At 65.9% G+C, this 24,082-nt stretch carries 23 protein-coding genes; 8 read left to right on the top strand and 15 right to left on the bottom strand.

From position 1 onward, the window contains the following. Window positions 1–29: 29 nt before the first annotated feature. The gene (locus tag AB4118_RS04240) at window positions 30–1,190 is read left to right on the top strand and encodes a linear amide C-N hydrolase (RefSeq protein ID WP_441488553.1); all 1,161 of its coding nucleotides are present in this window, start codon (window positions 30–32) and stop codon (window positions 1,188–1,190) included. 328 nt (window positions 1,191–1,518) lie between these two features. Beyond that, entirely contained in the window at window positions 1,519–2,145 is a 627-nt protein-coding gene (locus AB4118_RS04245; RefSeq protein ID WP_441488554.1) for a porin family protein, read from the top strand. Window positions 2,146–2,169: 24 nt separating this feature from the next. Here AB4118_RS04245 and AB4118_RS04250 read toward each other — a convergent pair whose 3' ends face one another. The 6 genes from AB4118_RS04250 to AB4118_RS04275 form a co-directional block, all read right to left on the bottom strand. Continuing rightward, window positions 2,170–3,015, bottom strand: a complete 846-nt coding sequence (locus AB4118_RS04250; RefSeq protein WP_441488555.1) for an inositol monophosphatase family protein — start codon at window positions 3,013–3,015, stop codon at window positions 2,170–2,172. Between the two features lie 96 nt (window positions 3,016–3,111). Continuing rightward, complete coding sequence (locus tag AB4118_RS04255; protein WP_441488556.1) at window positions 3,112–3,915, bottom strand: inositol monophosphatase family protein; 804 nt, start codon at window positions 3,913–3,915, stop codon at window positions 3,112–3,114. Next, window positions 3,905–4,633, bottom strand: coding sequence for an ABC transporter permease (locus AB4118_RS04260; protein ID WP_441488557.1), 729 nt, complete (start codon window positions 4,631–4,633; stop codon window positions 3,905–3,907). The genes AB4118_RS04255 and AB4118_RS04260 overlap by 11 nt, the downstream gene beginning before the upstream one ends. 2 nt (window positions 4,634–4,635) lie before the next feature. Continuing rightward, window positions 4,636–5,334 (bottom strand): ABC transporter permease, encoded by a 699-nt coding sequence (locus AB4118_RS04265; protein WP_441488558.1) that lies wholly within the window; start codon window positions 5,332–5,334, stop codon window positions 4,636–4,638. A gap of 88 nt (window positions 5,335–5,422) precedes the next feature. Then, window positions 5,423–6,220 (bottom strand): transporter substrate-binding domain-containing protein, encoded by a 798-nt coding sequence (locus AB4118_RS04270; RefSeq protein ID WP_441488559.1) that lies wholly within the window; start codon window positions 6,218–6,220, stop codon window positions 5,423–5,425. Between the two features lie 11 nt (window positions 6,221–6,231). After that, window positions 6,232–7,008, bottom strand: a complete 777-nt coding sequence (locus AB4118_RS04275) for an ABC transporter ATP-binding protein (RefSeq protein ID WP_113516391.1) — start codon at window positions 7,006–7,008, stop codon at window positions 6,232–6,234. Between the two features lie 221 nt (window positions 7,009–7,229). Between AB4118_RS04275 and pdxR the strand changes: the two genes are divergently transcribed. The 3 genes from pdxR to AB4118_RS04290 all read left to right on the top strand — a co-directional run bounded on the left by pdxR (window position 7,230) and on the right by AB4118_RS04290 (window position 10,578). Then, the gene (pdxR, locus tag AB4118_RS04280; RefSeq protein ID WP_441488560.1) at window positions 7,230–8,711 is read left to right on the top strand and encodes a MocR-like pyridoxine biosynthesis transcription factor PdxR; all 1,482 of its coding nucleotides are present in this window, start codon (window positions 7,230–7,232) and stop codon (window positions 8,709–8,711) included. Window positions 8,712–8,781: 70 nt separating this feature from the next. After that, window positions 8,782–9,576, top strand: coding sequence for a 2-keto-4-pentenoate hydratase (locus AB4118_RS04285; protein WP_441488561.1), 795 nt, complete (start codon window positions 8,782–8,784; stop codon window positions 9,574–9,576). A gap of 90 nt (window positions 9,577–9,666) precedes the next feature. Continuing rightward, window positions 9,667–10,578 (top strand): aminoglycoside phosphotransferase family protein, encoded by a 912-nt coding sequence (locus AB4118_RS04290; protein ID WP_441488562.1) that lies wholly within the window; start codon window positions 9,667–9,669, stop codon window positions 10,576–10,578. A gap of 41 nt (window positions 10,579–10,619) precedes the next feature. Here the strand turns inward: AB4118_RS04290 and hpaR are convergent, their stop codons facing one another. The 9 genes from hpaR to AB4118_RS04335 form a co-directional block, all read right to left on the bottom strand. Further along, window positions 10,620–11,159: a homoprotocatechuate degradation operon regulator HpaR gene (gene hpaR, locus AB4118_RS04295; protein WP_441488563.1), complete on the bottom strand. Its 540-nt coding sequence runs from the start codon at window positions 11,157–11,159 to the stop codon at window positions 10,620–10,622. 64 nt (window positions 11,160–11,223) lie between these two features. Further along, window positions 11,224–11,637, bottom strand: coding sequence for a 5-carboxymethyl-2-hydroxymuconate Delta-isomerase (locus AB4118_RS04300; RefSeq protein ID WP_441488564.1), 414 nt, complete (start codon window positions 11,635–11,637; stop codon window positions 11,224–11,226). A 20-nt stretch (window positions 11,638–11,657) separates the two neighbouring features. Further along, window positions 11,658–12,818: a pyridoxal-phosphate-dependent aminotransferase family protein gene (locus AB4118_RS04305; protein WP_441488565.1), complete on the bottom strand. Its 1,161-nt coding sequence runs from the start codon at window positions 12,816–12,818 to the stop codon at window positions 11,658–11,660. A gap of 48 nt (window positions 12,819–12,866) precedes the next feature. After that, the gene (locus AB4118_RS04310; protein WP_441488566.1) at window positions 12,867–13,604 is read right to left on the bottom strand and encodes an amino acid ABC transporter ATP-binding protein; all 738 of its coding nucleotides are present in this window, start codon (window positions 13,602–13,604) and stop codon (window positions 12,867–12,869) included. Between the two features lie 20 nt (window positions 13,605–13,624). Next, complete coding sequence (locus AB4118_RS04315; RefSeq protein ID WP_441488567.1) at window positions 13,625–14,737, bottom strand: amino acid ABC transporter permease; 1,113 nt, start codon at window positions 14,735–14,737, stop codon at window positions 13,625–13,627. Beyond that, complete coding sequence (locus AB4118_RS04320; RefSeq protein WP_441488568.1) at window positions 14,734–15,918, bottom strand: amino acid ABC transporter permease; 1,185 nt, start codon at window positions 15,916–15,918, stop codon at window positions 14,734–14,736. Before AB4118_RS04320 ends, AB4118_RS04315 begins: the two co-directional genes overlap by 4 nt. Before the next feature lie 65 nt (window positions 15,919–15,983). Continuing rightward, complete coding sequence (locus AB4118_RS04325; protein WP_441488569.1) at window positions 15,984–17,021, bottom strand: amino acid ABC transporter substrate-binding protein; 1,038 nt, start codon at window positions 17,019–17,021, stop codon at window positions 15,984–15,986. A gap of 386 nt (window positions 17,022–17,407) precedes the next feature. Further along, window positions 17,408–18,211 carry a 2-oxo-hept-4-ene-1,7-dioate hydratase gene (gene hpaH, locus AB4118_RS04330; protein ID WP_441488570.1) on the bottom strand — a complete coding sequence of 268 codons (804 nt, stop codon included), beginning with the start codon at window positions 18,209–18,211 and terminating at the stop codon, window positions 17,408–17,410. 3 nt (window positions 18,212–18,214) lie between these two features. Beyond that, a complete protein-coding gene (locus tag AB4118_RS04335) occupies window positions 18,215–19,084 on the bottom strand; it encodes a fumarylacetoacetate hydrolase family protein (RefSeq protein WP_441488571.1) in 870 nt (289 codons plus the stop codon). A gap of 491 nt (window positions 19,085–19,575) precedes the next feature. Between AB4118_RS04335 and AB4118_RS04340 the strand changes: the two genes are divergently transcribed. The 3 genes from AB4118_RS04340 to AB4118_RS04350 are packed head-to-tail and all read left to right on the top strand — an operon-like array spanning window position 19,576 to window position 23,995. Continuing rightward, window positions 19,576–20,370: an IclR family transcriptional regulator gene (locus tag AB4118_RS04340; protein WP_441488572.1), complete on the top strand. Its 795-nt coding sequence runs from the start codon at window positions 19,576–19,578 to the stop codon at window positions 20,368–20,370. 4 nt (window positions 20,371–20,374) lie between these two features. Then, complete coding sequence (locus AB4118_RS04345) at window positions 20,375–22,438, top strand: hydantoinase/oxoprolinase family protein (RefSeq protein ID WP_441488573.1); 2,064 nt, start codon at window positions 20,375–20,377, stop codon at window positions 22,436–22,438. A gap of 6 nt (window positions 22,439–22,444) precedes the next feature. Further along, on the top strand, window positions 22,445–23,995 hold the full coding sequence (locus AB4118_RS04350) for a hydantoinase B/oxoprolinase family protein (RefSeq protein ID WP_441488574.1): 1,551 nt from the start codon (window positions 22,445–22,447) through the stop codon (window positions 23,993–23,995). Window positions 23,996–24,082: the final 87 nt, after the last annotated feature.

Consider the following 24,082-nt stretch of genomic DNA (forward strand, 5'->3'; position numbering starts at 1 on the left):
TGAACCAAACGAACCCGAGAGGAGGACCCATGCGTCTTCGTGCATCGTCCCCATGGCGCCACGCCAAGCGCGCCGCTATCGCCACGCTGGTCGCGGCGATGCTGGCGACACCCCAGTCCGTGCTCGCCTGCACGAGTTTCCTGATCCGGACGACCGATGACGGCGCCGTCTATGGCCGCACCATGGAGTTCGGCTTCGAGCTCGAATCGCGCGCGATGGTGATCCCGCGCAACTACAAGCTGGCCTCGACCGGGCCTGGCGGAAAACCGGCGATGAGCTGGACCGGCAAATATGCGGCCGTCGGGCTCAATGCGCTCGGCGTCTCGGCCCTTGTCGACGGCATGAACGAGAAGGGCCTTTCCGGCGGCATTCTCTATTTCCCGGATTATGCCGGCTATGCCGACCCGGCGAAGACCGACCCGGCCAAATCCCTCGCGCCCTGGGACCTGCTCACCTGGGCTCTGACCAGTTTCGCGACGGTCGCCGAGGTCAAGGCGGCGATCGGCGACGTCGCCGTCATCCATGTCGTGCAGGAGGCGATGAAGATCGCGCCGCCAGTGCATTACACCTTGCACGATGCCTCCGGGGCCTCGCTGGTGATCGAGCCGGTCGATGGCAAGCTCAAGGTCTATGACAACCCGCTCGGCGTGATGACCAACTCGCCATCCTTCGACTGGCACCTCACCAATCTGCGGAATTATGTGAAGCTGTCGCCGGTCAACGCGCCGCCGCTGAAGGTCGGCGAGCAGTCCTTCGCGCCGCTCGGCCAGGGCTCGGGCATGCTCGGCATTCCCGGAGATCCGACGCCGCCATCGCGTTTCCTGCGGGCGCTCGGCTATACGATGTCCGTCGAACGCAAGCCGAGCGTCCCGGAAAGCGTCCGGCTGGCAGAGCATATCGTCAATAATTTCGATATCCCGAAGGGCTGGATCAGGCTGCAAGACAAGGGCAAGGACAACAAGGGCCAGGGAGACAAGGGCCAGGGAGACAAGCCCAAGGAGCCGCTGGAATACACGCAATGGTCGACGGTGGCCGACCTCGTGAACCGGGTCTACTACGTCAAGACCTATGAGGACCCGGTCCTGCGCGGCATCGACCTGAAGAGCTTCGACCTCGACGCCAAGACGATCGTCAGCGCGGCGCTGGTGCCGGCGATGACGCCTCCCGCCCTGCCCTTCGCCAAACCCTGATCAGTGATCGCGTCCAGGCAGGCGCCGGCGGCCATGGCCGTCCGGCCGCCTTGCCGCGGCGCACATCCTTCATCCGCATCTCATCGATATCGCCAGGGCCGGGGGGCCATAGCACCATGACGTCAGCGACATCCGGCAAGCGGCATCGCTCCCGCCGGACCAGAGCCATGATCGGCGCGGCCGCCCTCCTTGCGGCGGCGGCGCCTGCTGCGGCAGCCGATCTCACCCCTGTCCGCACCGCGCAGGCAGGCCCCCCCTCGCCCAGAGCGACTGGTCGGTCACCCTCAGCCCCTATCTCTGGGCCGCCTCGCTCAACGGGGACGCCGCCGTGCTCGGGATTCATCGGCATGTCGACGTCTCGTTCCGCGACACGCTGAAGAATCTCGACCTCGGGCTGATGGGCAATCTCGAGATCCGCCGCGGCGCCTTCGGCGCCTATGTCAATGGCGAGTATGTCGATGTCTCCAGCGACGAAAAGATCGCCTCCCTCAACATCGGCACCGGCATGAAGTCCTATCTGGTCAGCGCCGGCGTCTTCTACCGCGTCCATCAGTCCGAACTCGGCGGCAATACCGTGTTCGGCGCACCCCGCGTCTTTGCACTGGAACCGACGGCGGGCGCCCGCTGGACGCGCCTGACGGGCCGCATCCGGATCGCCGGGCTGCATGTCTCCGACAGCGAGAGCTGGCTCGACCCCTTCGTGGGGGCGAGGCTGAATCTCGACCTGACCGACCGCTGGAATCTCTTCATGGAAGGCGATGTCGGCGGTTTCGGCGCCGGCTCGCGGCTGAGCCTCAATGGCCAGGCGCTTCTCGGCTACCGCACCACGCTGGCGGGCTACAAGACCATGGTTCGCGCCGGCTACCGCGTCCTGCACCAGGACTACCGGGATGGCGGCTTCCAGTGGAAGGTCACCCAGCACGGGCCGATCATCGGTGCGTCGATCGAGTTCTGAGCCCCAAGGACTGCGCCAAGCGCGCTATCGCGGGCGGGCCTGGCAAGCGGCGGTTGAGGCAGAAGCGGTCCGGAAGATGTCGATGAAGAGGCTGTGAAACTGGCGTGGGGCGACGACAAGGCTGCGGCAGTGCAGCGGGTCGCCCTCGCCATCGATTTCCGTCGCGATGCAGCCGGCTTCGCGGGCGATGATCACGCCCGCAGCAAGGTCCCAGAGATCGAGCTTGGCGCCCGAGGTCCAGAACCCGTCGAAGCGCCCTTCCGCGACATAGGCGATCTCGAGGGCGGCGGAGCCCGGACTCCTGATCCCTGAAACCTGCGGCATGATCGCTGCCATTTCACGCGCGGCTTTCTCCGTGTCGCCCTTGCCATGATAGGGGAAACAGGTGCCGACGACGGCATGGGCGAGCGAGTTGCGCTTCGAGCCCGTGAGGCGCTGGTCGCCGAGAAAGGCGCCCTCTCCTTTCGCGGCCCAGAACATGTCGTGGCTAAGCGGATGATAGGTGACGCCCGCTGTCACCTCGTCGCCCTCCATCAGGGCGAGCGACACGGAAAACTGCGGGATGCCGTGCAGGAAGTTGTTGGTGCCGTCGAGGGGATCGATGACGATCCTGCGACCGTCACTGGCGCCTGGGGATGCGCCGCTCTCTTCGCCGAGCACCGCGATATCGGGCAGCGTGTCCCCGAGATGCGCGATGATCAGCCGCTCGGATTCGATATCCGCGGCAGAGACGAAATCCGACGGTCCCTTCTCCAGGATCGGCAGGGCGGCGAGGCGGGCAAAATTCCCGGCGAGCGATGCGCCGCCGATCCGGGCAGCCTCCTTCATGCACTCGACGATATGGCTCCTGGAACGGTTGCGGTCATGCATGGCAAAATCTCGACTGGGGATTGTGAGTGCTGCGCCCGGCGCGGCTGCGTGAGCCCTGGCCGAACACCGGTTTGGAATGCGGCATCGCTCGCCGCGTCAGGCTGCCGGCAAGGTTCGGTGCGCGGGCGCGATCCTGCCCAGCGCGGCAGCGTGCAGGGCGGGGTTTGCCGCGGCCAGGCAATGCCCGCCCGAGCGGATCGTCAGCGGCGCGCCGTCCCAATCCGTCATGACGCCGCCGGCATGGGTGATCACGGCGACATGGGCGAGGTAGTCATGCGGATTCTCGAAGCGGTCGATGGCGATGTCGATCGCCCCGGAGGCTAGCCGTCCATAGGAATAGCAACTGCCGCCATAGACGCACCAATGGACGGAGGATCGGAGGGCCTTGAAGGTCGGCAGGCTGTCCGCGTCATAGAGTTCGATATTGCTCGTCGACATCACCGCTTCCGACAGGACGCGCCGGCCCGAGGTCGTGACGCGCGCGCCGTTCAGCGTCGTCGGAAAGCCCTCCGCGCCGACCCAGCGTTCCCGCGTCATCGGCTGGTCGATGACACCGAGGATCGGGACGCCACGATGGGTGAGCGCGACGAGCGTGCCGAAGACCGGGATGCCGGCGACGAAGGCCTTGGTCCCGTCGATCGGGTCGACGACCCAGACGAAATCCTCGTCCATTCCCTGCGAACCGAACTCCTCGCCGAGGATGCCATGGCCGGGATAGGCCGCTTCGATGCGGCGGCGGATCTCGGTCTCGGCGCGCCGGTCGATCTCGGTGACGGGGCTGTCGTCGCCCTTGGAGATGAAGGCGTTGTTGTGCCTTGCCGCCTCGCGGATGATCTCGCCGCTCGCCTCGACCAGCTCCTGGGCGAAGGCGATGAAATTCCTGATATCGCTAGTCGGCATGTCTGACCTGTCCGGGGATCGCTACGCTGCTCTTGAGCGGGCGCTGGTGCTTGCTGAGGCTGTATTCGGCGAATTTGAAGCAACGCGTGATGACGAGCGTGATCGAGAGATAGATCAACGCAGCCATGATGAAGATCTCATAGGGTGAGAACGTATCGGCCACGATGGTATTGGCCACGCCGGTCAGCTCCATCAGCGTGATCGTGCTTGCGAGCGAGGTGCCCTTCAACATGCCGATAGCCTGGTTGCTATAGGCCGGCAGCATCAGCCGCAGCGCGATCGGCAGCACGATCAGCCGCTGGACCTGGAAGGCCGACATGCCGCAGGCGCGCGCCGCCTCGACCTCGCCGGCTGGCACCGCCTGGATCGCGCCGCGCAGGATATTCGCGGTATAGGCGGCGGAATGCAGGGCACAGGCCAGCAGGGCACAGATGAAGGGCTTGCGCAGATACGGCCAGAGAAAGCTCTCGCGCACGAACTCGAACTGCGCGAGCCCGTAATAGACGATGAAGATCTGGACCAGCAGCGGCGTGCCGCGAAAGAAATAGACGAAGCAATAGATCGGCGCCCGTACGCCCCTGCTGCCATTCGCGTAGAGAATGCCGAGCGGCAGGGCGAGCACGAAGCCGATGATCTCGGTCAGCAGCAGAAGCTGCAGGGTGACGACCGCGCCTTCGAGCAGGCGCGGGATGCTCTCGATCATAAGCGAGATGTCCATGATCAGACCCTCCGCACGCCGCGGTTCGCGCGGGTCTCGAGCCATTCGATGGCGAGGGAATTGATGATGGTCAGCGTGAGATAGATGACCGCCGCGAGCAGGTAGAAATGGAACGGGCTGCGCGTCACAGAGGTGGCGAGATAGCTGACGCGCATCAGCTCCTCGAGGCCGACGACCGAGATCAGCGACGTGTTCTTGATCAGCGAGATCCAGATATTGCCGAGGCTCGGCAGGGCATAGCGCCACATCAGCGGCATGCGGATATGGATGAACAGCGTCAGCGGCGACATGCCGAAGGCCTTCGCCGCCTCGATCTGCCCCGGCGGAATGGCGAGAAAGGCGCCCCGGAAGATCTCGGCCGCGTAAGCACCGAAGACGAGGCTGAGCGCGAACACGCCGGCCGCCATGGCCGGGATCTCGACATAGATCTCCGGTCCCGCGATCCAGCGCAGCATCGCCGAGAGCGCAACCGTGCTGCCGAAATAGACCAGCAGGATGATGAGCAGTTCGGGCGTGCCGCGCACGCAGGTCGTGTAGAAATCACCCGCCGCGCGCAGGAACCGTGACGAGGAGAGCTTGGCGAGCGCAACCGCCAAGCCGATCGCGAGGCCCGCCAACAGCGACAGGAACGCAACCTGGAGCGTGACCATCGTGCCCCAGAAGAGCTGCGTTCCCCAGCCCTGGAAGAGGTCTGCCGTCATGAATCGGTCCTGTCGGGGCGAAGGTCACGCGGGGCCGTTTCAGCCGCGCGGGCTGTGCCGGGCAGCGGCAGGCGCCGCCCGGAGAGGGTCATTGGGTCCAGACGCTCGGGAGCACCGTGAACTTCCAGTATTTCTGGTTGATCGCCTTGAAGGTCCCGTCGGCGAACATGCCCTTCAGCGCATTATTGACCTTGTCGAGCAGTTCAGGCTCGTTCTTGCGCAGTCCGACGCCGACACCGGGCCCGAAATACTTGATGTTCTCGAGCTCGGGGCCGATATACTTGAAGTTCTTGCCCTGGGCGTCGTCGAAGAAGCCCTCCATCTTGATCGGCCCGGCCATGATCAGGTCGACGCGGCCGGAGACGAGGTCGAGCAGCAGGGTCTCGTAGTTCTCGTAGCGCGAGATCTGGACGCCGGGGAACAGCTCCGTGAAATAGCGGTCATAGGTGCTGGAGCGGATCAGCCCCACGACCTTGCCGTCGAGCGCCTTGGGATTGGGCTGCCCCTCGGCGGTGACGGGCGCGAGCGTGGACGATTTCGGGCCGACGAACCGACCGGTCGACGAGCGGTAGGGGATGCTGAAATCGATGCTCTTCTGGCGCGCTTCGGTGATCGAGAGACTGGCGAGGATGAGATCGAATTTGCGCGCCGTCAGGGCCGGGAGCGCGCCATCGAGCGACTGGCAGACGAATTTGAGGTCGAACCCTTCGCGCTTGCCGATCTCACGGGCGATATCGACGTCGAAACCTGCCAGTTCGCCGCTGGCGGTGCGGTAGTTGAAGGGTGGATTGGTGCAGTCGGTGCCGATCTTCACCTCGCGGGCGAAGGCTGGGCCAGACAGCAGCAGCGCTGCGCCCGACAGGAAGGCGAGAGCGGTCTTTCTCATGGTTCTTCTCCTCAAAGAACGCGCTGCAGAAAGCGCCTGCACCGTTCCGACGTCGGGTTGCCGAAGATCTGATCGGGACTGTTGCGCTCTTCGATCTTGCCTTCGTGAAGGAAGAGCACCTCGTTCGAGACCTCGCGGGCGAACGCCATCTCATGGGTCACGACGATCATGGTCCGCCCCTCCTCCGCGAGAACGCGCATGACGCGCAGCACCTCGCCGACGAGCTCGGGGTCGAGCGCCGAGGTCGGCTCGTCGAAGAGCAGCAGCTTGGGCTCCATCGCCAGGGCGCGGGCGATGGCGCAGCGCTGCTGCTGGCCGCCGGAAATATGAGCGGGGTAATGATAGCGCTTGTCGAACAGCCCGACCTTCGCCAGCAGCGCCTCGGCGCGTTCGATCGCCTCGGCCTTCGCAACGCCCAGCACCTTGATCGGCGCGATCGTGACGTTCTCGAGCACGGTCAGGTGGCTCCACAGGTTGAAGCTCTGGAACACCATGCCCATCCGGCTGCGGATTCGGCTGATCTGCCTGGCGTTCAGGACCGGCGGGCGGTCTCCGCTGCGCTGGAGCTTGATCTCCTCGCCCTCGAAGGAGATCGTGCCGGATTCCGGGGTCTCCAGCAGATTGATGCAGCGCAGGAAGGTGCTTTTGCCCGAACCGCTGGCGCCGATCATGCAGATCACGTCCCGTTCGCGGGCCGCGAGGCTGACACCCTTGAGAACGGGAAAGTCGCCATAGCTCTTGTGGATGACGTCCGCGGTGAGGACGGTCTTCGCCTCCGGTCGAGACACGTGATCCTCCCCTTTGCACTGCTGGATCGGCTCTGTCCGACCTCGATTGGCAGGGACGGTATCGGCGGCCCCTGGCCGCCTCAAGTACCAATTCTTCCAAACGGTACAGACCAATTACGCCGAGCGGCTTGACCCTGCCCCCTGCGGGCGGCTCAATTCGCCCCGTGAAGGGTGAGGTGGCGACGCGCACGCTTTCGGCCTCGCGAAGGGTGCAACGGGACATGAATTCGGCCTTCAACTATCCGTTCTGGAATGCGCTGGCGCTGGAGCGGGACGGGCCGGAACCGCTCTACGACCAGATCGCGGGGCAGCTCCGTGCGATGGTCGTGGCCGGCGCCATCCCCCGCGGAGCACGGCTGCCACCGCAGCGAAAGCTCTCGGACGAACTCGATGTCTCCCGCTCGACGATCGTGCTCGCCTATGCCCGCCTGAAGAACGAGGGCTATGCGCATGGCCGCACCGGCGCTGGGACCTATATCGAGACCGACCTGCCGGAGGATCTGCACCGCCGCCTGGACGCCCCGGCCCCGGCCGGGCCGCCGCGGCAGCCGCGCATCCTGGCAAGGCGTGGCAGCGCGCTGATGGGCCTGCCGCTCCCGAGCGAGCGTGAGCTCGGCTACGATCTCAGCCCCCTGCTCCCGGCGCTCGACGAATTGCCGTTCAGCGACATCCGCCGCAGCACCGCCGAATACTGGGGCTCTGAGCCCTGGCCCCAGTTCAGCTTCAGCGAGCGCCTCGGGCTCCCGGCCCTGCGTCAGCAGATCGCCAAATATCTCGGCGAATACGAGGGCGTGCCCTGCGCGGCCGAGCAGATCGCGGTCGTCGCCAGCACTACACAGGCCTTCATCCTTCTCGCCCAGCTGCTGCTCGACCCAGGCGACGGCGTCATCGTCGAGGATCCGGGCTATCCGACCCGGGTCGCCGCGCTCGTGGCGAATGGTGCCCGCGTCCTGCCGCATGCGGTCGATCATGACGGGCTCTGCGTCGATCGCTTCAGCGCGGAGACTGAGACCGCCCGGATGGTGATCGCCTCGCCGACCAATCAGTTTCCCTACGGCTCGACGATGCCGATGGCGCGCCGGCTTTCGCTGCTGGCCTGGGCCCGCGCACGGGACGCCTGGGTGATCGAATATGATTACAGCAGCCCGATCGGCATCAACCGCCAGCCCCTGGCTTCCCTGCTGTCGCTCGATACCGACCAGCGCGTCATCTTCATCGGCAACATCAACCGGATTTTCTCCCCGTCGCTCGGCCTGACCTATCTGGTCCTGCCTCCCGATCTGGTCGAGCTGTTCTACCGGGCCAAGCTGGTCTTCTCCTGCTATTTGCCGCCGCCGCTGCAGCAGATGGTGGCCGATATCATGGGCCGGGGCGTGCTGGCCCGGCATGTCAGGCGGATGCGGCTTCTGTATCGCGAGCGGGCGGCCATCCTCGTCGGAGCCCTGCGTGAGGCGCTCAGCGATCGGCTGGTCATTCCCGAGGTGACGGCGGGGTTGCATCTGACCGCCCATGCGCGCGGCCCGCTCGACGACCGCGCGATCACCGATGCGGCCCGGCAGCGCGGCATCGATGTGCCGGCCCTGTCCCGCTACCGGCTGCAGAGCCAGGAGGCGACGGGGTTCATCTTCGGCTTCGGCAATACCGCGCCCGAGCGCATTCCGCCGGCGGTGCGGCGCTTTGCCGAGATCGTGGCGGCGACCTAGCGTGGCCGTGGCGAAGAATTTTGAATTTGACGCCGGGGCTCGAAGAAGCACCGGCCTGGGGGAGAACGAGATGATCGATGAGAATGGATTGGCGCAGCGCTTGATGCGCGAGCACGAGGAACAGGTGCGCTTCCGCCCCTTCGCGGCGGCGAGCGGCATCGCTTCGCTCGAGGACGCCTACAGGGTGCAGGACCGCTATGTCTCGCTGCTGCAAACCCGGTTCGGTGACGGGATCGGCTACAAGATCGGCCTGACCTCGCAGCGCATGCAGACGATGTGCGGCATCGACCAGCCGATCGCCGGGGTCGTCCTGGCCGACCGGCTGCACCATTCCGGCGCGAAGGTCGCAATCTCCGGCTATGGGCGGATCGGTCTCGAATTCGAGATCGCCGTGCGCCTGGCGAACGATCTTCCCGTCGGCGGCCCTGCTTTCACGCCCGAGACGATCGCTGCCCATGTCGGCGGCGTCTGCGCCGCGATCGAAATCGTCGACGACCGCGCCGCCGACTATGCCGAGCTCGACGTGCTCTCGCTCGTCGCCGACAATTCCTGGAACGGCGGCATCGTCCTCTCCGAATTCCGCAGCGCATGGCCCGCGCTGGATGCGGTCACCGGCGTGGTCCACCGCAATGGCGTCGAGATCGACCGCGGCCACGGACGGGACGTGCTCGGCCACCCCTTCTCGCCGCTGGCCTGGCTGGCGAACGCGCTCGCTGCCAAGGGCCGGACGCTACGTGCCGGCGATGTGGTCATGACCGGCAGCCTGGTCACCACCCGCTTTCCGACCGAGACGGAAACCTACACTTTCGCGTTGGACGGCATCGGAGCCGTCGAACTCACTGTCGAAGCCGGCAAGCCTGGCTGAAACAGGTTTGCTCCCGCCCCCTCTCCTTGCAGGCGTTTGTACCGTCGTGGCTGACTGGAAAGCCCCCGGTGCAGACGGTAAGCAAGAGCCATGGCGCAGCAGGACCATGATCTCTGTGTCCCGATCGGTGCCGGACTTGTTCGACGATTGATCGCCGCACAATTCCCCGCATGGGCTGACCTGCCCATCGAGCCGATCGAGCCGGGCGGCTGGGACAATCGTACCTTTCGTCTGGGCGATCAGATGTCGGTCCGCCTGCCGAGTGCGGCTGCCTATGCGCCTCAGGTCGAGAAGGAGCACCGCTGGCTGCCAAAGCTGACGCCTCACCTCCCATTGCCGATCCCCGTGCCAATTGCCCTGGGCGCTCCAGCGGAGGCCTACCCGTGGCCATGGTCCGTCTATCGCTGGCTTGACGGCGAGCCAGCCGCGACCAATCCGATTGCCGATCTCACACACTTGGCCCATTCGCTTGCGGACTTTCTCGTCGCACTTCAGCGCATCGACGCGACTGGCGGGCCGGCGGCGGGGCAGCATAACTTTCATCGGGGCGGCAGCCTGGCGGTCTACGATGCCGAGACCCGGTCCGCGCTTTCTGCGCTTGGCTGCCGCACCGACATCGCTGCGGCCGAGAGCGTATGGGCCGCCGCGCTCGGTTCGCAGTGGCGCGGCGCGCCTGTCTGGGTCCATGGCGATATCGCCCTTGGCAACCTGCTCATGAGGAATGGCAAGCTCGTTGCTGTGATCGACTTCGGGAGTTCGGGCGTCGGCGACCCGGCCTGCGACCTCACGATCGCGTGGACGGAGTTTACCGGAGCGAGCCGCGACATGTTCCGTGCCGCGCTTTCCCTCGACGACGACACCTGGGCCCGCGCCCGCGGCTGGGCCCTGTGGAAGGCGCTCATCACGGTTGCCGGCCACGATCGCAACCAGCGCGATGCGGACAAATCATGGCAGGTGATCGAGCGCGTATTGGCGGACCACCGGCAGTTCAAAGGCAAATAGGTGAACCCACACATCCCCGCCGGGAGCGCGCCTCTCCGGGCTTATCCCGGTCGGCGGTTTGATCCATGGGATCCGCCGCTGTCCAGGCCATCCAGGCAATCTTCGAGCTGCCGAAGCAGGCTTTGCAATTCGGCAAGACGCTCGCTGCCGTAACGTCCCGTGATCTCGCGATAGATCGCCTCGGACTCGACGCCGGCCCGCTCGATCAGCTCAAGACCCAGCGGCGAGATCGAGACGAGCCCCCGGCGCAGATCGGCCTGCGAGGTGCGCCGCAGGATGAGGCCGCGTTCGTCGAGGTCCTTCAGGATGCGCGAAAGACTGGGCGCGAGCAGGAACGTGTCCTCCGCCAGCGCCGTCACCTCGATCGTGTTCACGGCCGTCAGGGCGCGCAGAACGCGCCACTGCTGCTCCGTCATGCCGAAATGCCGAAGGCTGGCACGGAAATGGCGCATCACCGCTTCCCGGGCCCGCAGCAGGGACATCGGCAGGGATTTGGAGAAATGGCGCAGGCGCACGCGCGCTGCCGGCTGCCCGGTTTCGGCAGGCAGGTCCAGGCCCTCGGCTGGCGTCCGGTCGCTCATCAATCCCCCCGCTGCCAGGAATGGCCTGGCCAGCCCCATTTTCCGGCCTGCCGAGTCGCCCTTTTCAGGCCGACATCTTCTCTGGAATACCGCGCTGCTTCAAATACTCGCGGTAATTGCTCGTCTTGAAATTGACCGTCTCATCGGCCTCTTCCATCTGCACGGAAATGCCGAGGGGCCGCGACGCGCTGACCGGGGCGAGCAGCGCCTTCACCGCCTCGAACACCCGGCTGCCCGCCGTCTTGCGGTCGGCCTCGGAGCGCCCGGCCGCGATCCGCAGCAGGACATGCACGAACGCGTTATCGGGGTGACCGTCGACGATGAGATAGTTCGCGACGGGCACGCCGCGCGTGCGCGCCCCGGCGAAGGGGAAGATGCTGCCGTCGCCGATCAGGGCATCCTGCACGGTCTTCAGCAGCGCGGGCACGTCGACGCTGGCTTCGAGATTGGTCGAATACTCGACCCAGATATGAGGCATGGATACGATCCGTTGCTGGATTAGCGGAGGGCGGCAGCGGCGGCAGTGATGCCGGCACCGACTGAGGGGACGGGGTGACCGAGCGCAACAAGCGTGCGTTCGAGAAAATGCAGGTCGGTCAGGATATCGGCTTCGCTGATCTGGCCCATCGTGCCGATGCGGATGACCCTGCCGCTCAGCCGGTTGCGCGCACCGGCGATCATCGTGTTGTAGGTCTCGTTGAGGTGCTTGACGATCGCCCCGCCCGTCAGGGGCTCGGGCACCGACGCGACGACAACGGTCTGGGAGGCCACGGCAGGATCGCCGAAAGCCGGCAGGCCAAGCGCGACACAGCCGGCGCGGAGCGCGCCCGAGAGCCGCTCGTGCCGCGCGAAGACCTGCGGCAGCCCCTCCTCGTGAATCATCTTCAGCGCCTCGTGCAGGCCAAAGAGCAACGAGACCGGGCAGGTGAAGGCGGTCTCCTGGTTGTCGACGACGGCCAGCGCCTTGCGCATGTCCCAGTAGAAGCGCGGGCAGCGGTCGGTGCGCTCGATGACCTTGCGGGCCTTGTCGCTGACGCTGGCGAGGCCGAGGCCGGGCGGGCACATCAGCGCCTTCTGCGAGCCGGTGACGACGATGTCGACGCCCCACTCGTCCTGGCGCAGCTCCATGCCGCCGAGCCCGCTGATCGAGTCGACGAGGAACAGCGTCTCGCGCTCGCGCAGGAGCGCGCCGATGCCGGCAAGATCGGTCACCGCACCGGTCGAGCTCTCGTTATGGACAGCGATCACGGCGCGGTACTCGGCCTTGTCGAGCTCGGCGGCGACCCGCGCCGGGGTCGGCGCATGCCCCCATTCGCTCTCGATGACGTCGACCTGCGCGCCCAGTGCCCGCGCGATCTGGGCATAGCGCTCGCTGAACTGGCCGTGGACCAGCGCCAGCACTTTCTCGCCGGGAGCGAGAATATTGACGAGGCTCGCCTCCATCACGCCGGTTCCGGAGCTGCCGAAGACCAGCACCGGCGCCTGCGTGCCGAAGAGCGGCTTGATCAGGCGCTGGATCTCGCCCAGCACGACACGCATCTGCGCGCCGCGATGGTTGACGATCGGCAGCGCGGTGGCACTGCGCACGCGCTCGGGGATCGAGATCGGCCCGGGGATGCGCAGGCGATAGGGATAAGCGGCGGAAGGCGTCGTGCTCACGGGGTTCAGGCTCCGGACTGGAATGATGGCTGCGGCTGGGCCGGCCGGTTAGTGAATGACCTGCTGGATGAACTGGCGGGCGCGCTCGGTTCGCGGCGCAGAGAAGAAGGCGTCCGGCGTCCCGACTTCGGCGATGGCGCCGTTATCCATGAAGACGACCCGGTCAGCCACGGCGCGCGCAAAACCCATTTCATGGGTGACGCAGATCATCGTCATGCCGGTGCCGGCGAGCTCGATCATCACGTCCAGGACCTCCTTGACCATCTCGGGATCGAGCGCCGAGGTCGGCTCGTCGAAGAGCATGACGTCCGGTTCCATGGCGAGCGCCCGGGCGATAGCGACGCGCTGCTGCTGGCCGCCCGAGAGCTGGTTCGGGAACTTGCGGGCCTGCTGGCCGATATGGACGCGTTCGAGCAGCTCCATGGCCTGGGCTTCCGCCGCGGCGCGCGGCAGGCGCCTGAGCTTGATCGGGCCGAGCGTCAGGTTGTCGAGGATCGACAGATGCGGGAACAGGTTGAACGACTGGAAGACCATGCCGACGCGCTGCCGGATCTTCTCGATATTGTCGTCGCCCTGAGACACGGTCTCGCCGCCGACCGTGATCCTGCCACCCTCATAGTGCTCGAGGCCGTTGATGCAGCGGATCATCGTCGACTTGCCCGAGCCCGACGGGCCGCAGACCACGATGCGTTCGCCCTGCTTCACCGCAAGGTCAATGCCGCGCAGGACATGGAACTGCGAGAACCATTTATCGACGTTCTCGAGCCGGATGATGGGATTTTCCATGATTGCAATACCCAATGCGGTCAGGCCCGGTCGGCCCGTGCGAAGCCGCCCTCGATGGCGCGGCTGTAGCAGGACAGCCCAAAGCTCATGAGCCAGAAGACCAGCCCGACGACGAAGTAACCCTCGGCCTGCGAGCCGACCCAGAGCGGGTCCGCGACGCCGGCGGAGACGATGTTGAGCAGGTCGAACAATCCGACGACCATCACCAGCGTCGTGTTCTTGAGCAGCGAGATGGTGGTGTTGACGATGCCGGGCACGACCTTCCGGATCGCCTGGGGCAGGATGATGTAGAGCATCGTGCGCCAGTAGCCGAAGCCGAGCGCCATGGCCGCCTCGTACTGCCCCTTCGGCAGCGCCTGCAGGCCTCCGCGCACCACCTCGGCCATGTAGGCAGCCTCGTAGAAGATGATGCCGACCACGGCGAGCGCGAGCGGATCAGGCTTCATGCCGGAAGGCAGGAAGAAGGGCAGCATCACGATGGCCATGAACAGCACCGTGATGAAGGGCACGCCGCGGCAGAATTCGATGAAGCCGATGCAGAACCAGCGGACCAGCGGCATCTGGCTGCGCCGCCCGAGCGCGAAGAGCGCGCCGAAGGGCAAGGAGAAGCTGATGCCGGAGACGGCAAGGATCAGCGTGAGCAGGAGCCCGCCCCATTTGTCGCTGGGCACCACCGGCAACCCGGCGACCCCGCCATGCAGCAGGACGAAGGTGACGACCGGCAGGACCACCATCATGAACAGGCCGGCATAGCCCTTCCCCGGAATGCGGGGCACCATCAGCCAGGTCAGCCCGGCGATCAGCAGGGCAAAGACGGTATCCGGGCGCCAACGTTCCAGCGGAGGGTAGAAGCCGTAGATGAACTGCGAGGCCTTGGCTGCAACGAAGCCCCAGCAGGCACCGCCCGGCACGCAATCGGCCCGGCTTGCAGCGGTCCAGGTCGCCTTGAACAGCGCCCAGGGCAGGATGGTCCAGGCGATCGCCCCGAGGATGAGGGCGACCGCGAGCGACAGCAACGCGTCGCGCCAGGAGGCGAAGATGCGCCGGCGCAGCCAGAGCGCGATCCGGGCCGGCGCACCGGCATGGGCGGCCGGGCGGCGCGGCGTATCGGAGATGAGGGCGGCTTCGGTCACCGTTCGACGATCCTGGTCATGTGGTTGAACAGGTTGATCAGCGCGCCGATCAGCAGGCTGATCGCGAGATAGACGGCCATGGTCATGCCGACGATCTCGATGGCGCGGCCGGTCTGGTTGATGCTGATGCCGGTGAAGACGCCGACGAGATCGGGATAGCCGATCGCCACCGCGAGCGAGGAGCCCTTGAGGATATTGAGATACTGGTTCGACAGGGGCGGCAGCAGGACGCGCACCGCCTGCGGGATCACGATGAAGCGCAAGGTCCACCACCAGCCGAAGCCGAGCGCGGCCGCGGCTTCGCGCTGGCCCTTGCTCACGGACTCGATGCTGGCGCGTACCAGCTCGCCGATGAAGGCAGCGTTGTAGATCGCCATGGCGAAGACGAGTGCCGTCAGCTCCGGCACCAGGGCCCAGCCGCCGATGAAATTGAACCCTTTGAGCTGCGGCACGGAGACCGAGACCTGCGTGCCTGTCAGCGCGACAGTGAGGACCGGCAGGAGCACGAGCACCGCCAGCGACGGCAACCAGGCGTTCACCGAACGCCCCGTGCGCTCGGCATAGGAGGTCAGGCTGCGGAACAGGGCGAGCGCCGCAACGACTGCAATGAGGATGGCGATGACCAGGAGCCCCGGGCGATCGCTTGTCAGCGCCGGCAGGAAGACGCCGCGGTTCGAGAGATAGACCATGTCGCCGATACCGACGGCGACGCGCGGAGCGGGGAAGGCCCGGAGCGCGACATTGTACCAGATCAGGATATGGAGGAGCTGCGGCAGGTTGCGGACGAGCTCGACATAGATGCGAGCGGCGCGCGACACGGCCCAGTTGCCGGAGAGCTGCGCGATGCCGATGGCGAAGCCCAGGATCGTCGAGAGCACGATGGCGATCGCCGTCACCAGCAGCGTGTTGGTGATGCCAACGAGGAAGACCCGCCAGTAATTGTCGCTCGACGTATACGGGATCAGGTGGAACGCGATCTCGAAGCCCGCCTCCTGCCACAGGAAGTCGAACCCGAGCTTGAGGCCGCGGGCCGCGAGATTGTCGTAGAGGTTGCCGATGGCGACATGGGCCACCCAGGCCAGCGCGACCACGAGCAGCGCCTGGAAGACCCAGCCCATGACGCGGCGGCGTCCCGGCAGCGCAGTACGCTGAGATGATCGAACGGCAGGTGTGGTGGTCATTGTCCGGCTTGTCTGCGTGTGGGGAGATCGAGGCCGGCGGCTGGCGCCGGCCTCGCGCCTTTCGCTCAGCGGAGCAGCGGCGACGACATCAGGCCCTTGTTGTTCCAAAGGTTGTTGAGGCCGCGCTCGAGCTTGATCGGGCTCTTGTTGCCGAGATTGCGCTCGAACATCTCGCCGTAATTGCCGACGGCCTTGATCGCGTTGAGCGCCCAGTCATTGCCGAGCCCGAGCTTGACGCCGAAATCACCGGTCACGCCGAGCAGGCGCTGGACCTCCGGCGAGGTCGAACTCGCCTTCAGCTTCTCGACATTGGCCTGGGTGATCTCCAGCTCCTCGGCGGCGATCAGCGCATTGAGCGTCCAGCCGACGATATCCCGGAAGCGGCTATCGTCCTTGCGCACGACCGGGCCGATCGGCTCCATCGAGATCAACTCGGGCAGCACGACCCAGTCATCCGGCTTGCCGAGCTTCGACACGGCTCCGGCCAGGGCGCTCAGAACATTCGCATAGACGTCGCAACGCCCGGTTTCGAGGTTCTTCTCGTTCTGGTCGCGCGAATTGGCGGCGACCGGGGTGAACTTCAGGCCGTTCTTGCGGAAATAGTCGGCGAGGTTCAGCTCGTAATTGGAACCAGCGGAGACGCAGATCGACGCGCCATCGAGCTCCTTGGCGCTTTTGACGCCGAGCGACTTCTTCGCCAGGAAGCCCTGGCTGTCATAGAGATAGGCGCCGGGCCAGGCGACGTTCAGCTCGATATCGCGAACAAAGGTATGCGTGGCGGTGCGCGCCAGCAGATCGATGCCGCCCGACTGGAGCGTGGCGAACGCCGTCTTGATCTCGAGCGGCACGAACTTGATCTTCTCGGCATCGCCCAGCACGGCGGCGGCGACGGCACGGCAGAAATCGACCTCGAAGCCATTCCATTTCGCTGCGCTGTCGAGCGTGCTCATGCCGGTCTGCACGCCGCTGGACACGCCGCAATTGAGCAGCCCGCGCGCCTTGATCGTCTTCTGCGTGTCGCCGCTCTGGGCCGAAGCCACTGTCACGGCAGCCAGCATGCAGCCGGCAGCGAGGGTCCATTTGTTGCGCAGATATCCGAGCATTCCAATTCTCCCAGCAATTCCTACGGAGCGGTCATCGCGATCGGGGCCGCTCCGAAAACCGGACCCCGATCTCACATAACAAGTTAATTATCAAGTTAATTATATCGGAGCGGGGAGCCGAAGAGATTGCATTCCCATTCCGATTTGATCTGGTTTGTCAGATGCTTGACTACGCGCCGGGGCTGCCGTCGCCATGACCGGGGCTGCATGGAGAGCCGACGGCTCCCCTGCCGAACGCATGCGGTGCGGCGCCCCCGCCAGCACTCCACCACTGGAGCCGAACGCCGCAAGCCGGCGCCGGCGCGACACGGCGCCGCGGGGGCCGTGGCCGCCCTCCGGGGACGCCGCCCCTTGCCCTTAGGGCAGAGGGAGCGACAGGCGTCTGCCTATTCGAAGAAGCAGCTGACGCTGCCCAGCGGGCCGTAATCGCCGGTGATGGTGTCGCCATGCCGCGCTTCCACCGGGCGAATGAAGGAGCCCGCCAGGACGATCTGGCCGGCCTCGATATGGTCGCCATAGGCGGCGAGCCGGTTCGCAAGCCAGGCGACGCCACGGGCGGGATGGTTCAGCACGCCAGCTCCGAGCCCTGTCTCCTCGACCTGGCCGTTGCGCGAGACGATGGCGCCGACCCAGCGAAGATCGACTTGGTCCGGCCGCATGGCACGGCCCCCGACGACGATGCCGGCATTGGCGGCATTGTCGGCGATCGTGTCGACGATAGTGCGGGCCTTCCCGCTCTGCGGATCGACGCGCAGAATGCGGGTATCGAGGATCTCGAGCGCCGGAGTGATGTAGTCGGTGGCATTGAGCACGTCGAAGATCCCGATATTGGGGCCCTTCAGCGGCGCCTTCATCACGAAGGCGATCTCGGCCTCGATCCGCGGCTGGATGAAGCGGTCCTTCGGCACGCTGTCGCCATCGGCGAACATCATGTCGTCGAACAGCACGCCTGAATCCGGGATGTCGATATTCAGCGCGTATTGCATCGCCTTGGAGGTCAGGCCGATCTTCCAGCCGATCACCTTTCGACCGGCGGCGATCTTGTGCTTCACCCAGGCGCCCTGGATGGAATAAGCGTCATCCATCGTCATCTGAGGATGCCTGAGCGACATCAGCCCCGTCTGGCGGCGCGTCCGTTCGGCCTCGTCGAGGCTCAGCGCCGCGGCGGCGATTTCATTGGCGTTCAGCATCGATCAGGCCTCGTCGGCAATGGTGTTGCGGAGAAGGCCGATCCCCTCGGCCTCGACCTCGACGACGTCACCGGGCTTCAGCCAGACCGGCGGCTCCAGGCGAGCCCCTGCCCCGGTCGGCGTGCCGGTGACGAGGATGTCGCCCGGCACGAGCGTGGTGAAGGTCGAGATGTAGCTGATGATCCGGCGGAAGGAGAAGACCATCCGGCTGGTCCGGTCCTCCTGGCGCAGCTCGCCGTTGACGCGGGTCGTCAGCGCGATATCGGCGATCTGCGCCTCATCGCTGAAGGGAACGAGCCATGGCCCGATGGAGCCCGAGCGGTCGAAATTCTTGCCCTGCGTGACGTTGAACTTGGCGTGCCGAACCCAGTCCCGGATCGTCCCCTCATTGCAAAGCGACAGGGCCGCGACATGGTTCAGCGCGTCGCGCTCGGCGATGCGGCGCCCCGCTTTGCCGATGACGATGACGATCTCGCCCTCATAATCGAGCTGCACGCTCTCGGGCGGGCGGATCAGCGGCTGGTCATGACCGGTGAAGGAGCGGGGAAAGCGCGGGAACAGGGAGGGATTGGCCGGGGCGGCCTGACCATCCTTGTATTCGGCGTTGCGGTCGGGAAAATTGACGCCCACGCAGATGATCTTTTCGGGCGCGGCAATCGGAAGCTCGTAGCGGATCGCCTGGAACGGCAGATCCGGAGACAGCCCCGCCGCCGCGTCGGCAAGCTTCGCAAAGGCGCCCTCGGCTACCACCTCCTTCAGGCTCGGCCACCGAGCCGAGAAGCGGCTGGACAGGTCAATGACGCCCCCTTCCACGGCCAGGCCGTATCCGGCGCGGTTTTCAGCGGAGAAGCTGATGAATCTGGGGGCAAGCATGAATCCGGTCCTTCTGTCGCCTCGTGCCTTTGGCCGAGATCGACGTCTTCGAGAGTTGATTGCCAGGGGGATGGCGACGCGGCGGGCTGGCTTCAGCAACGGCGCAGGACCACACCGCCACGCAGGATTTATGATTATCATGTTAATTAGATAGCATGACCCGATCAAGAGGCGATCCGGCCTTATCCCCTACCCTGCCCTGACGTCCTGAGGTCGCGGCGGACATGTCGGGAAACCGCGCAGCGAAACCTGCGGTTCCGCATCGGCGCGCCATCGCTACGTGATCGATAGACGAGCAGTGGGGCCACCGGCGCCCGCCTTCACATCTGGGGAAGGCCGCCCTGACCGTTGGCGCCCATGCCGACGTCCCGTCAGCATTCCAGCCATCTCGACGCCCGACTGACGCTTGACAGCCCGCTCGATCAAACCATAGCATATCAAATAACAAAATGATGTTTCATTATATGAAATGAGACACAGAGGGACGCTCCTTGACGCTCGATACCGACAAAGCCTCCGCCAAAGCTGTGCCTGCCGGCACAAGCACGCTCGACCTCGCCCTGCAGGCAGTCGAGTATCTGGTCCGGCAGAGCCGCCCCGTCGCGCTGGCGCAGATTGCCGAGGCGCTCTCCTCCTCCAAGGCCACCATCTACCGGCATCTGGTGACGCTTCAGCGCCACGGCTTCGTCCGTCAGGATCCGAATACCGGCCGCTACGATGCCGGCATCAAGCTGATGGTCCTCGGCGAGGCGCTGCGACAGCGCTTCGATATCGTCTCGGCAGCGCGCGAGGAGTTGATGACGCTCCGCGACCGCTCCGGCCAGGCTGTGACGCTTTGCGACGTGATCGATGAGGAATTGATCGTCCTCGAGCTGATCCAGGGCCGCACGATGATCGAATTCGCGATGCGGCCGGGCACGCGGCTCGCCTTCCACGCCAGCGCGCATGGCAAGATCTGGCTCGCCTTCGGCTCGCCGGAACGCAGTCGCACCGTTGCAGCCGGCGAGTTGAAGGCGTGGACGCCGAGCACGATCGTCTCCGGAGAGGCGCTTCTGGCGGAAATCGCACGCGTCCGCGAGTGCGGCTGGGCCACTGCGCCCGACCAGGTGATCACCGGCGTCAACACGCTGGCCGCCCCGGTCTTCGACCACCGCAAGGCGCTGGTCGGCTCGATCGCCATCGTCGGCTCCACGCAATTCATCGCGCCAGAACCCGATCCCGAACAGATCCGCGAAGTCGTCGGCGCAGCCGCACGCATCTCGCGCGGATTGACCTGGAAAGACTGAGATCATGACCTATTCCTTGGCCGTCGATATCGGCGGCACCTTCACGGACATCGTCCTGCGCGACTCCCGCGGCAGCCTCAGCGTCGACAAGACACTGACCACCCACCACGACCTGCTGGAGGGCTTCTTCCGCGGTGTCGATTCCGTGCTGGGCAAGGCCGGCATCGCGGCCGGCGCGATCGATGGTGTCGTGGTCCACGCCACAACGGTCGTCACCAACGCGCTGATCGAGCGCAAGGGGCTGCCGACGGCGCTCGTCGTCACGGAGGGCTTCCGCGACGTGCTCTCGATCCGCAACGAGCACCGCTATGACATGTACGATCCGCAGATCGAGTTCCCCGAGCCGCTGGTGACGCGCGAGCTGACCTTCGGCATCAAGGAGCGGGTCCTGGCAGACGGCACCCTCGCGCTTGCTCCGGCAGCCGAGGACATTACCGAACTCGCAGCCGAGATCCGCGCCTCCGGTGCTCGCGCCATCGCGATCTGCTTCCTCAACAGTTTCGCCAATCCTGAAAACGAGGTCGCGGTCGCGGCTGCCCTCTCTCGCGAACTCAACGACGTGTTCATCTGCACCTCGGCCGAGGTCGCGCCGCAGATCCGCGAATACCAGCGCGCCTCGACGGCGACGGTGAATGCCTACGCCATGCCGATCTCGCAGCCCTATCTCAAGCGGCTGAGCGACCGGCTGCGCGTCGAGGGTTTCGCCAACACGCCGCTGATCATGCTGTCCTCGGGCGGCGTCGTCGGCGCCGAGACAGCGGGCAAAAATCCCGTGCGCATGATCGAGAGCGGTCCGGCAGCCGGCGCCCTTGCTGCCTGCCACTATGCGGAGCTGCTCGGTATCGATCGACTGATGTCCTTCGACATGGGCGGCACCACGGCCAAGGCCTGCCTGATCGAGAACCGCACGCCGCTGATCACCGGGCTGTTCGAGGTCGACCGGCGCTACCGCTTCCGGGAAGGCAGTGGCCTGCCCGTCACGGTGCCTTCGATCGACTTGATCGAGATCGGGGCCGGCGGCGGCAGCATCGCCCATGTCGACGATCTCGGCCTGCTCAAGGTCGGGCCCGAAAGCGCCGGCTCCAATCCGGGACCTGCCTGCTACGGCCGCGGTGGCAAGAACGCGACCGTCACCGATGCAGATCTCGTGCTCGGCCTTATCGATGCCGAGAACTTCCTCGGCGGCGACATGTCGCTCGACAAGGCAGCCTGCGACGCCGCGATGGCGCGGCTCGGCGATGCGCTCGGCCTCAACGCCGTCCAGGCGGCGCGCGGCATCTACCGCATCGTCACGGAGGCCATGGCCTCGGCGGCGCGGACCCACGCCACCGATCGCGGCGTCGATTATCGCGGCCTGCCGCTCTTCGCCTTCGGGGGTGCCGGTCCGTTGCACGCCTGCGGCGTCGCGGACCTGCTGCAGAGCACCAGCGTGATCGTACCGCCGCAGTCGAGCGTGCTGTCGGCCTTCGGCACGCTCGTCACGCCGGTCCGGCTCGATCTGGTGCGCAGCGACCTGACGCGGGTCGATCATCTCGACTGGGGCCGCGTCGACCGTGTGCTCGGCGAGCTCGAGAGCGAGGGGCTGACGGCGCTCGGCGTATCCGGTTGCGCGGCGTCCGACGTCACGATCCTCATCGGCGCGGACATGCGCTATGTCGGCCAGCAGCACGAGGTCACGATCATCTTCGAGACCGACCCGCGCAAGAGCCGTGACAGCGCAGCGCTGACGGCACAGTTCGAGGCTGCCTATCGCACCCTCTACGGCGTCAACCCCTCGCATGTCCCGATCGAACTCGTGACCTGGCGCGTCGTGGCACGCGGTCCCCTGCCGCATTTCGACGGCCAGGCCAGGCCCCAGAACACAGCCGGTGCACCCAAGCGTCATCGTCCGGTCCATGCCTGGGAAGACGGTCAGTCGGTGCCGGTCTACGAGCGCTCCGCCCTCGCCACCGGCCAGACCATCGCCGGCCCCGCCATCATCGAGGAGCGCGAGACCACGACCGCGCTGCCTCCCGGCTGGAGCGCGACGATCGACGCGCTCGGCTGCATCGTCGCCACGAAAGGCTGAAATCCGATGGACGGAGTCGAACTCGAAATCCTCTGGTCGAACCTGATCGGTATCGTCAACGAACGCGCCAAGGCGCTGCAGCGCATCGCCTTCAGCCCGATCGTGCGCGAAGCCGGCGACCTCGCCTGCGCGCTCTTCGACCAGCGCGGACGCATGGTGGCGCAGGCCAATACCGGCACGCCCGGCCATATCAACTCGCTCGCCATCGCGGGAGCCCATCTCGTGCGCCTGTTCGAAGGGCGCTGCGAACCCGGCGACGTGCTGATCACCAACGACCCCTGGCTCTCGGCCGGGCACTTCTTCGACATCACGATCCTGACGCCGATCTTCAACGGCACGAAACTGCTCGCCTATATCGGCTCGACCATCCACCACACCGATATCGGGGGCTACGGCATCGGCGCCGGCGCCCGCGACGTGCATGAGGAAGGCCTCTGGATCCCGCCGCTCAAGCTCTACGAGCGCGGCAAGCCGAGCGAGATGCTGCACGACATCATCCGCCGCAATGTGCGCACGCCCGACGCCGTCTTCGGCGACCTGTCGGCGCAGGTCTCTTCCGGCGAGGCCGCCGCCGAGCACCTGATCACGCTGTGCGAGCGCTACGGCATCGAGGACATCGAAGCCCTGTCCGACGAGATCATCGATCGCTCCGAGGAGGCGACGCGCAACGCCATCCGCAAGCTGAGGCCCGGCACCTATCATGGCGAGGCCGTCTTCGACGTTCCCGGCGGCGAAATCATCACCCTGAAGACGGCTGTGACCGTCGATGCCGAAAGTGGTTCGATCATCGTCGACTTCGACGGCTCCTCACCGCAGACGACGACCGGCATCAACGTGGTGCTGAACTACACCCACGCCTATTCGACCTTCGCGATCCGCTCCTGCCTCAATCCGGACCTGCCGAACAACACCGGCTCGCTCGCGCCGATCGAAGTCCGCGCTCCCGTGGGCTCGATCATCAACTGCGCCTATCCGGCGCCGGTGAATGCGCGCCATGTGGTCGGCATGTACGTCCCGATGCCGATCCTGAAGGCGCTGCATCAGGTCATGCCGGAACGGGTCCTGGCGGAAGGATCAGGCGCGGTCTGGACTATTCAGATCCAGGGCCGGCGTCCGAGCGGCGAACCCTTCACCTCGTCGATGTTCAACTATTCCGGCGGCATGGGCGCGCGCGCCGGCAAGCCGGGGCCGAGCGCCACCTGCTATCCGACAGGGGTCGCGGCTGTGCCGATCGAGATCCTGGAAGCAGCGATGCCGATCGTCTTCGACCGCAAGGAACTGCGGCCGGGGTCCGGCGGCAAGGGCCGGATGCAGGGCGGGGACGGCCAGATCATCCAGTTTCACATGCGTACCGACCATGCCTGGCTGCTCAACGCGGTGCCGAGCCGGCTCGAACGCGGGCCTGACGGGATCGATGGCGGCCTCCCGGGGGCGCCCGGGCGCTTCCTCGTCAACGGCACATCCGTCAGCGAGGCGAAGAAGCTGACGATGAAGGCCGGCGACGTCGTGCTGCTGGAGACGCCCGGCGGCGGCGGCTACGGCAAGCCGGCGGCCTGAGAACTGCCATCGGGCGCAAGACCAAATCGTTGCACAAGACCAAGAAAAAGGCGGAGCCCCGCACCGGGGTGACCAGTCGAAGCCAAG

The sequence above is a fragment of the Allobosea sp. 2RAB26 genome (assembly GCF_052115465.1).
In the GTDB taxonomy this organism is placed as follows: Bacteria; Pseudomonadota; Alphaproteobacteria; order Rhizobiales; family Beijerinckiaceae; genus Allobosea.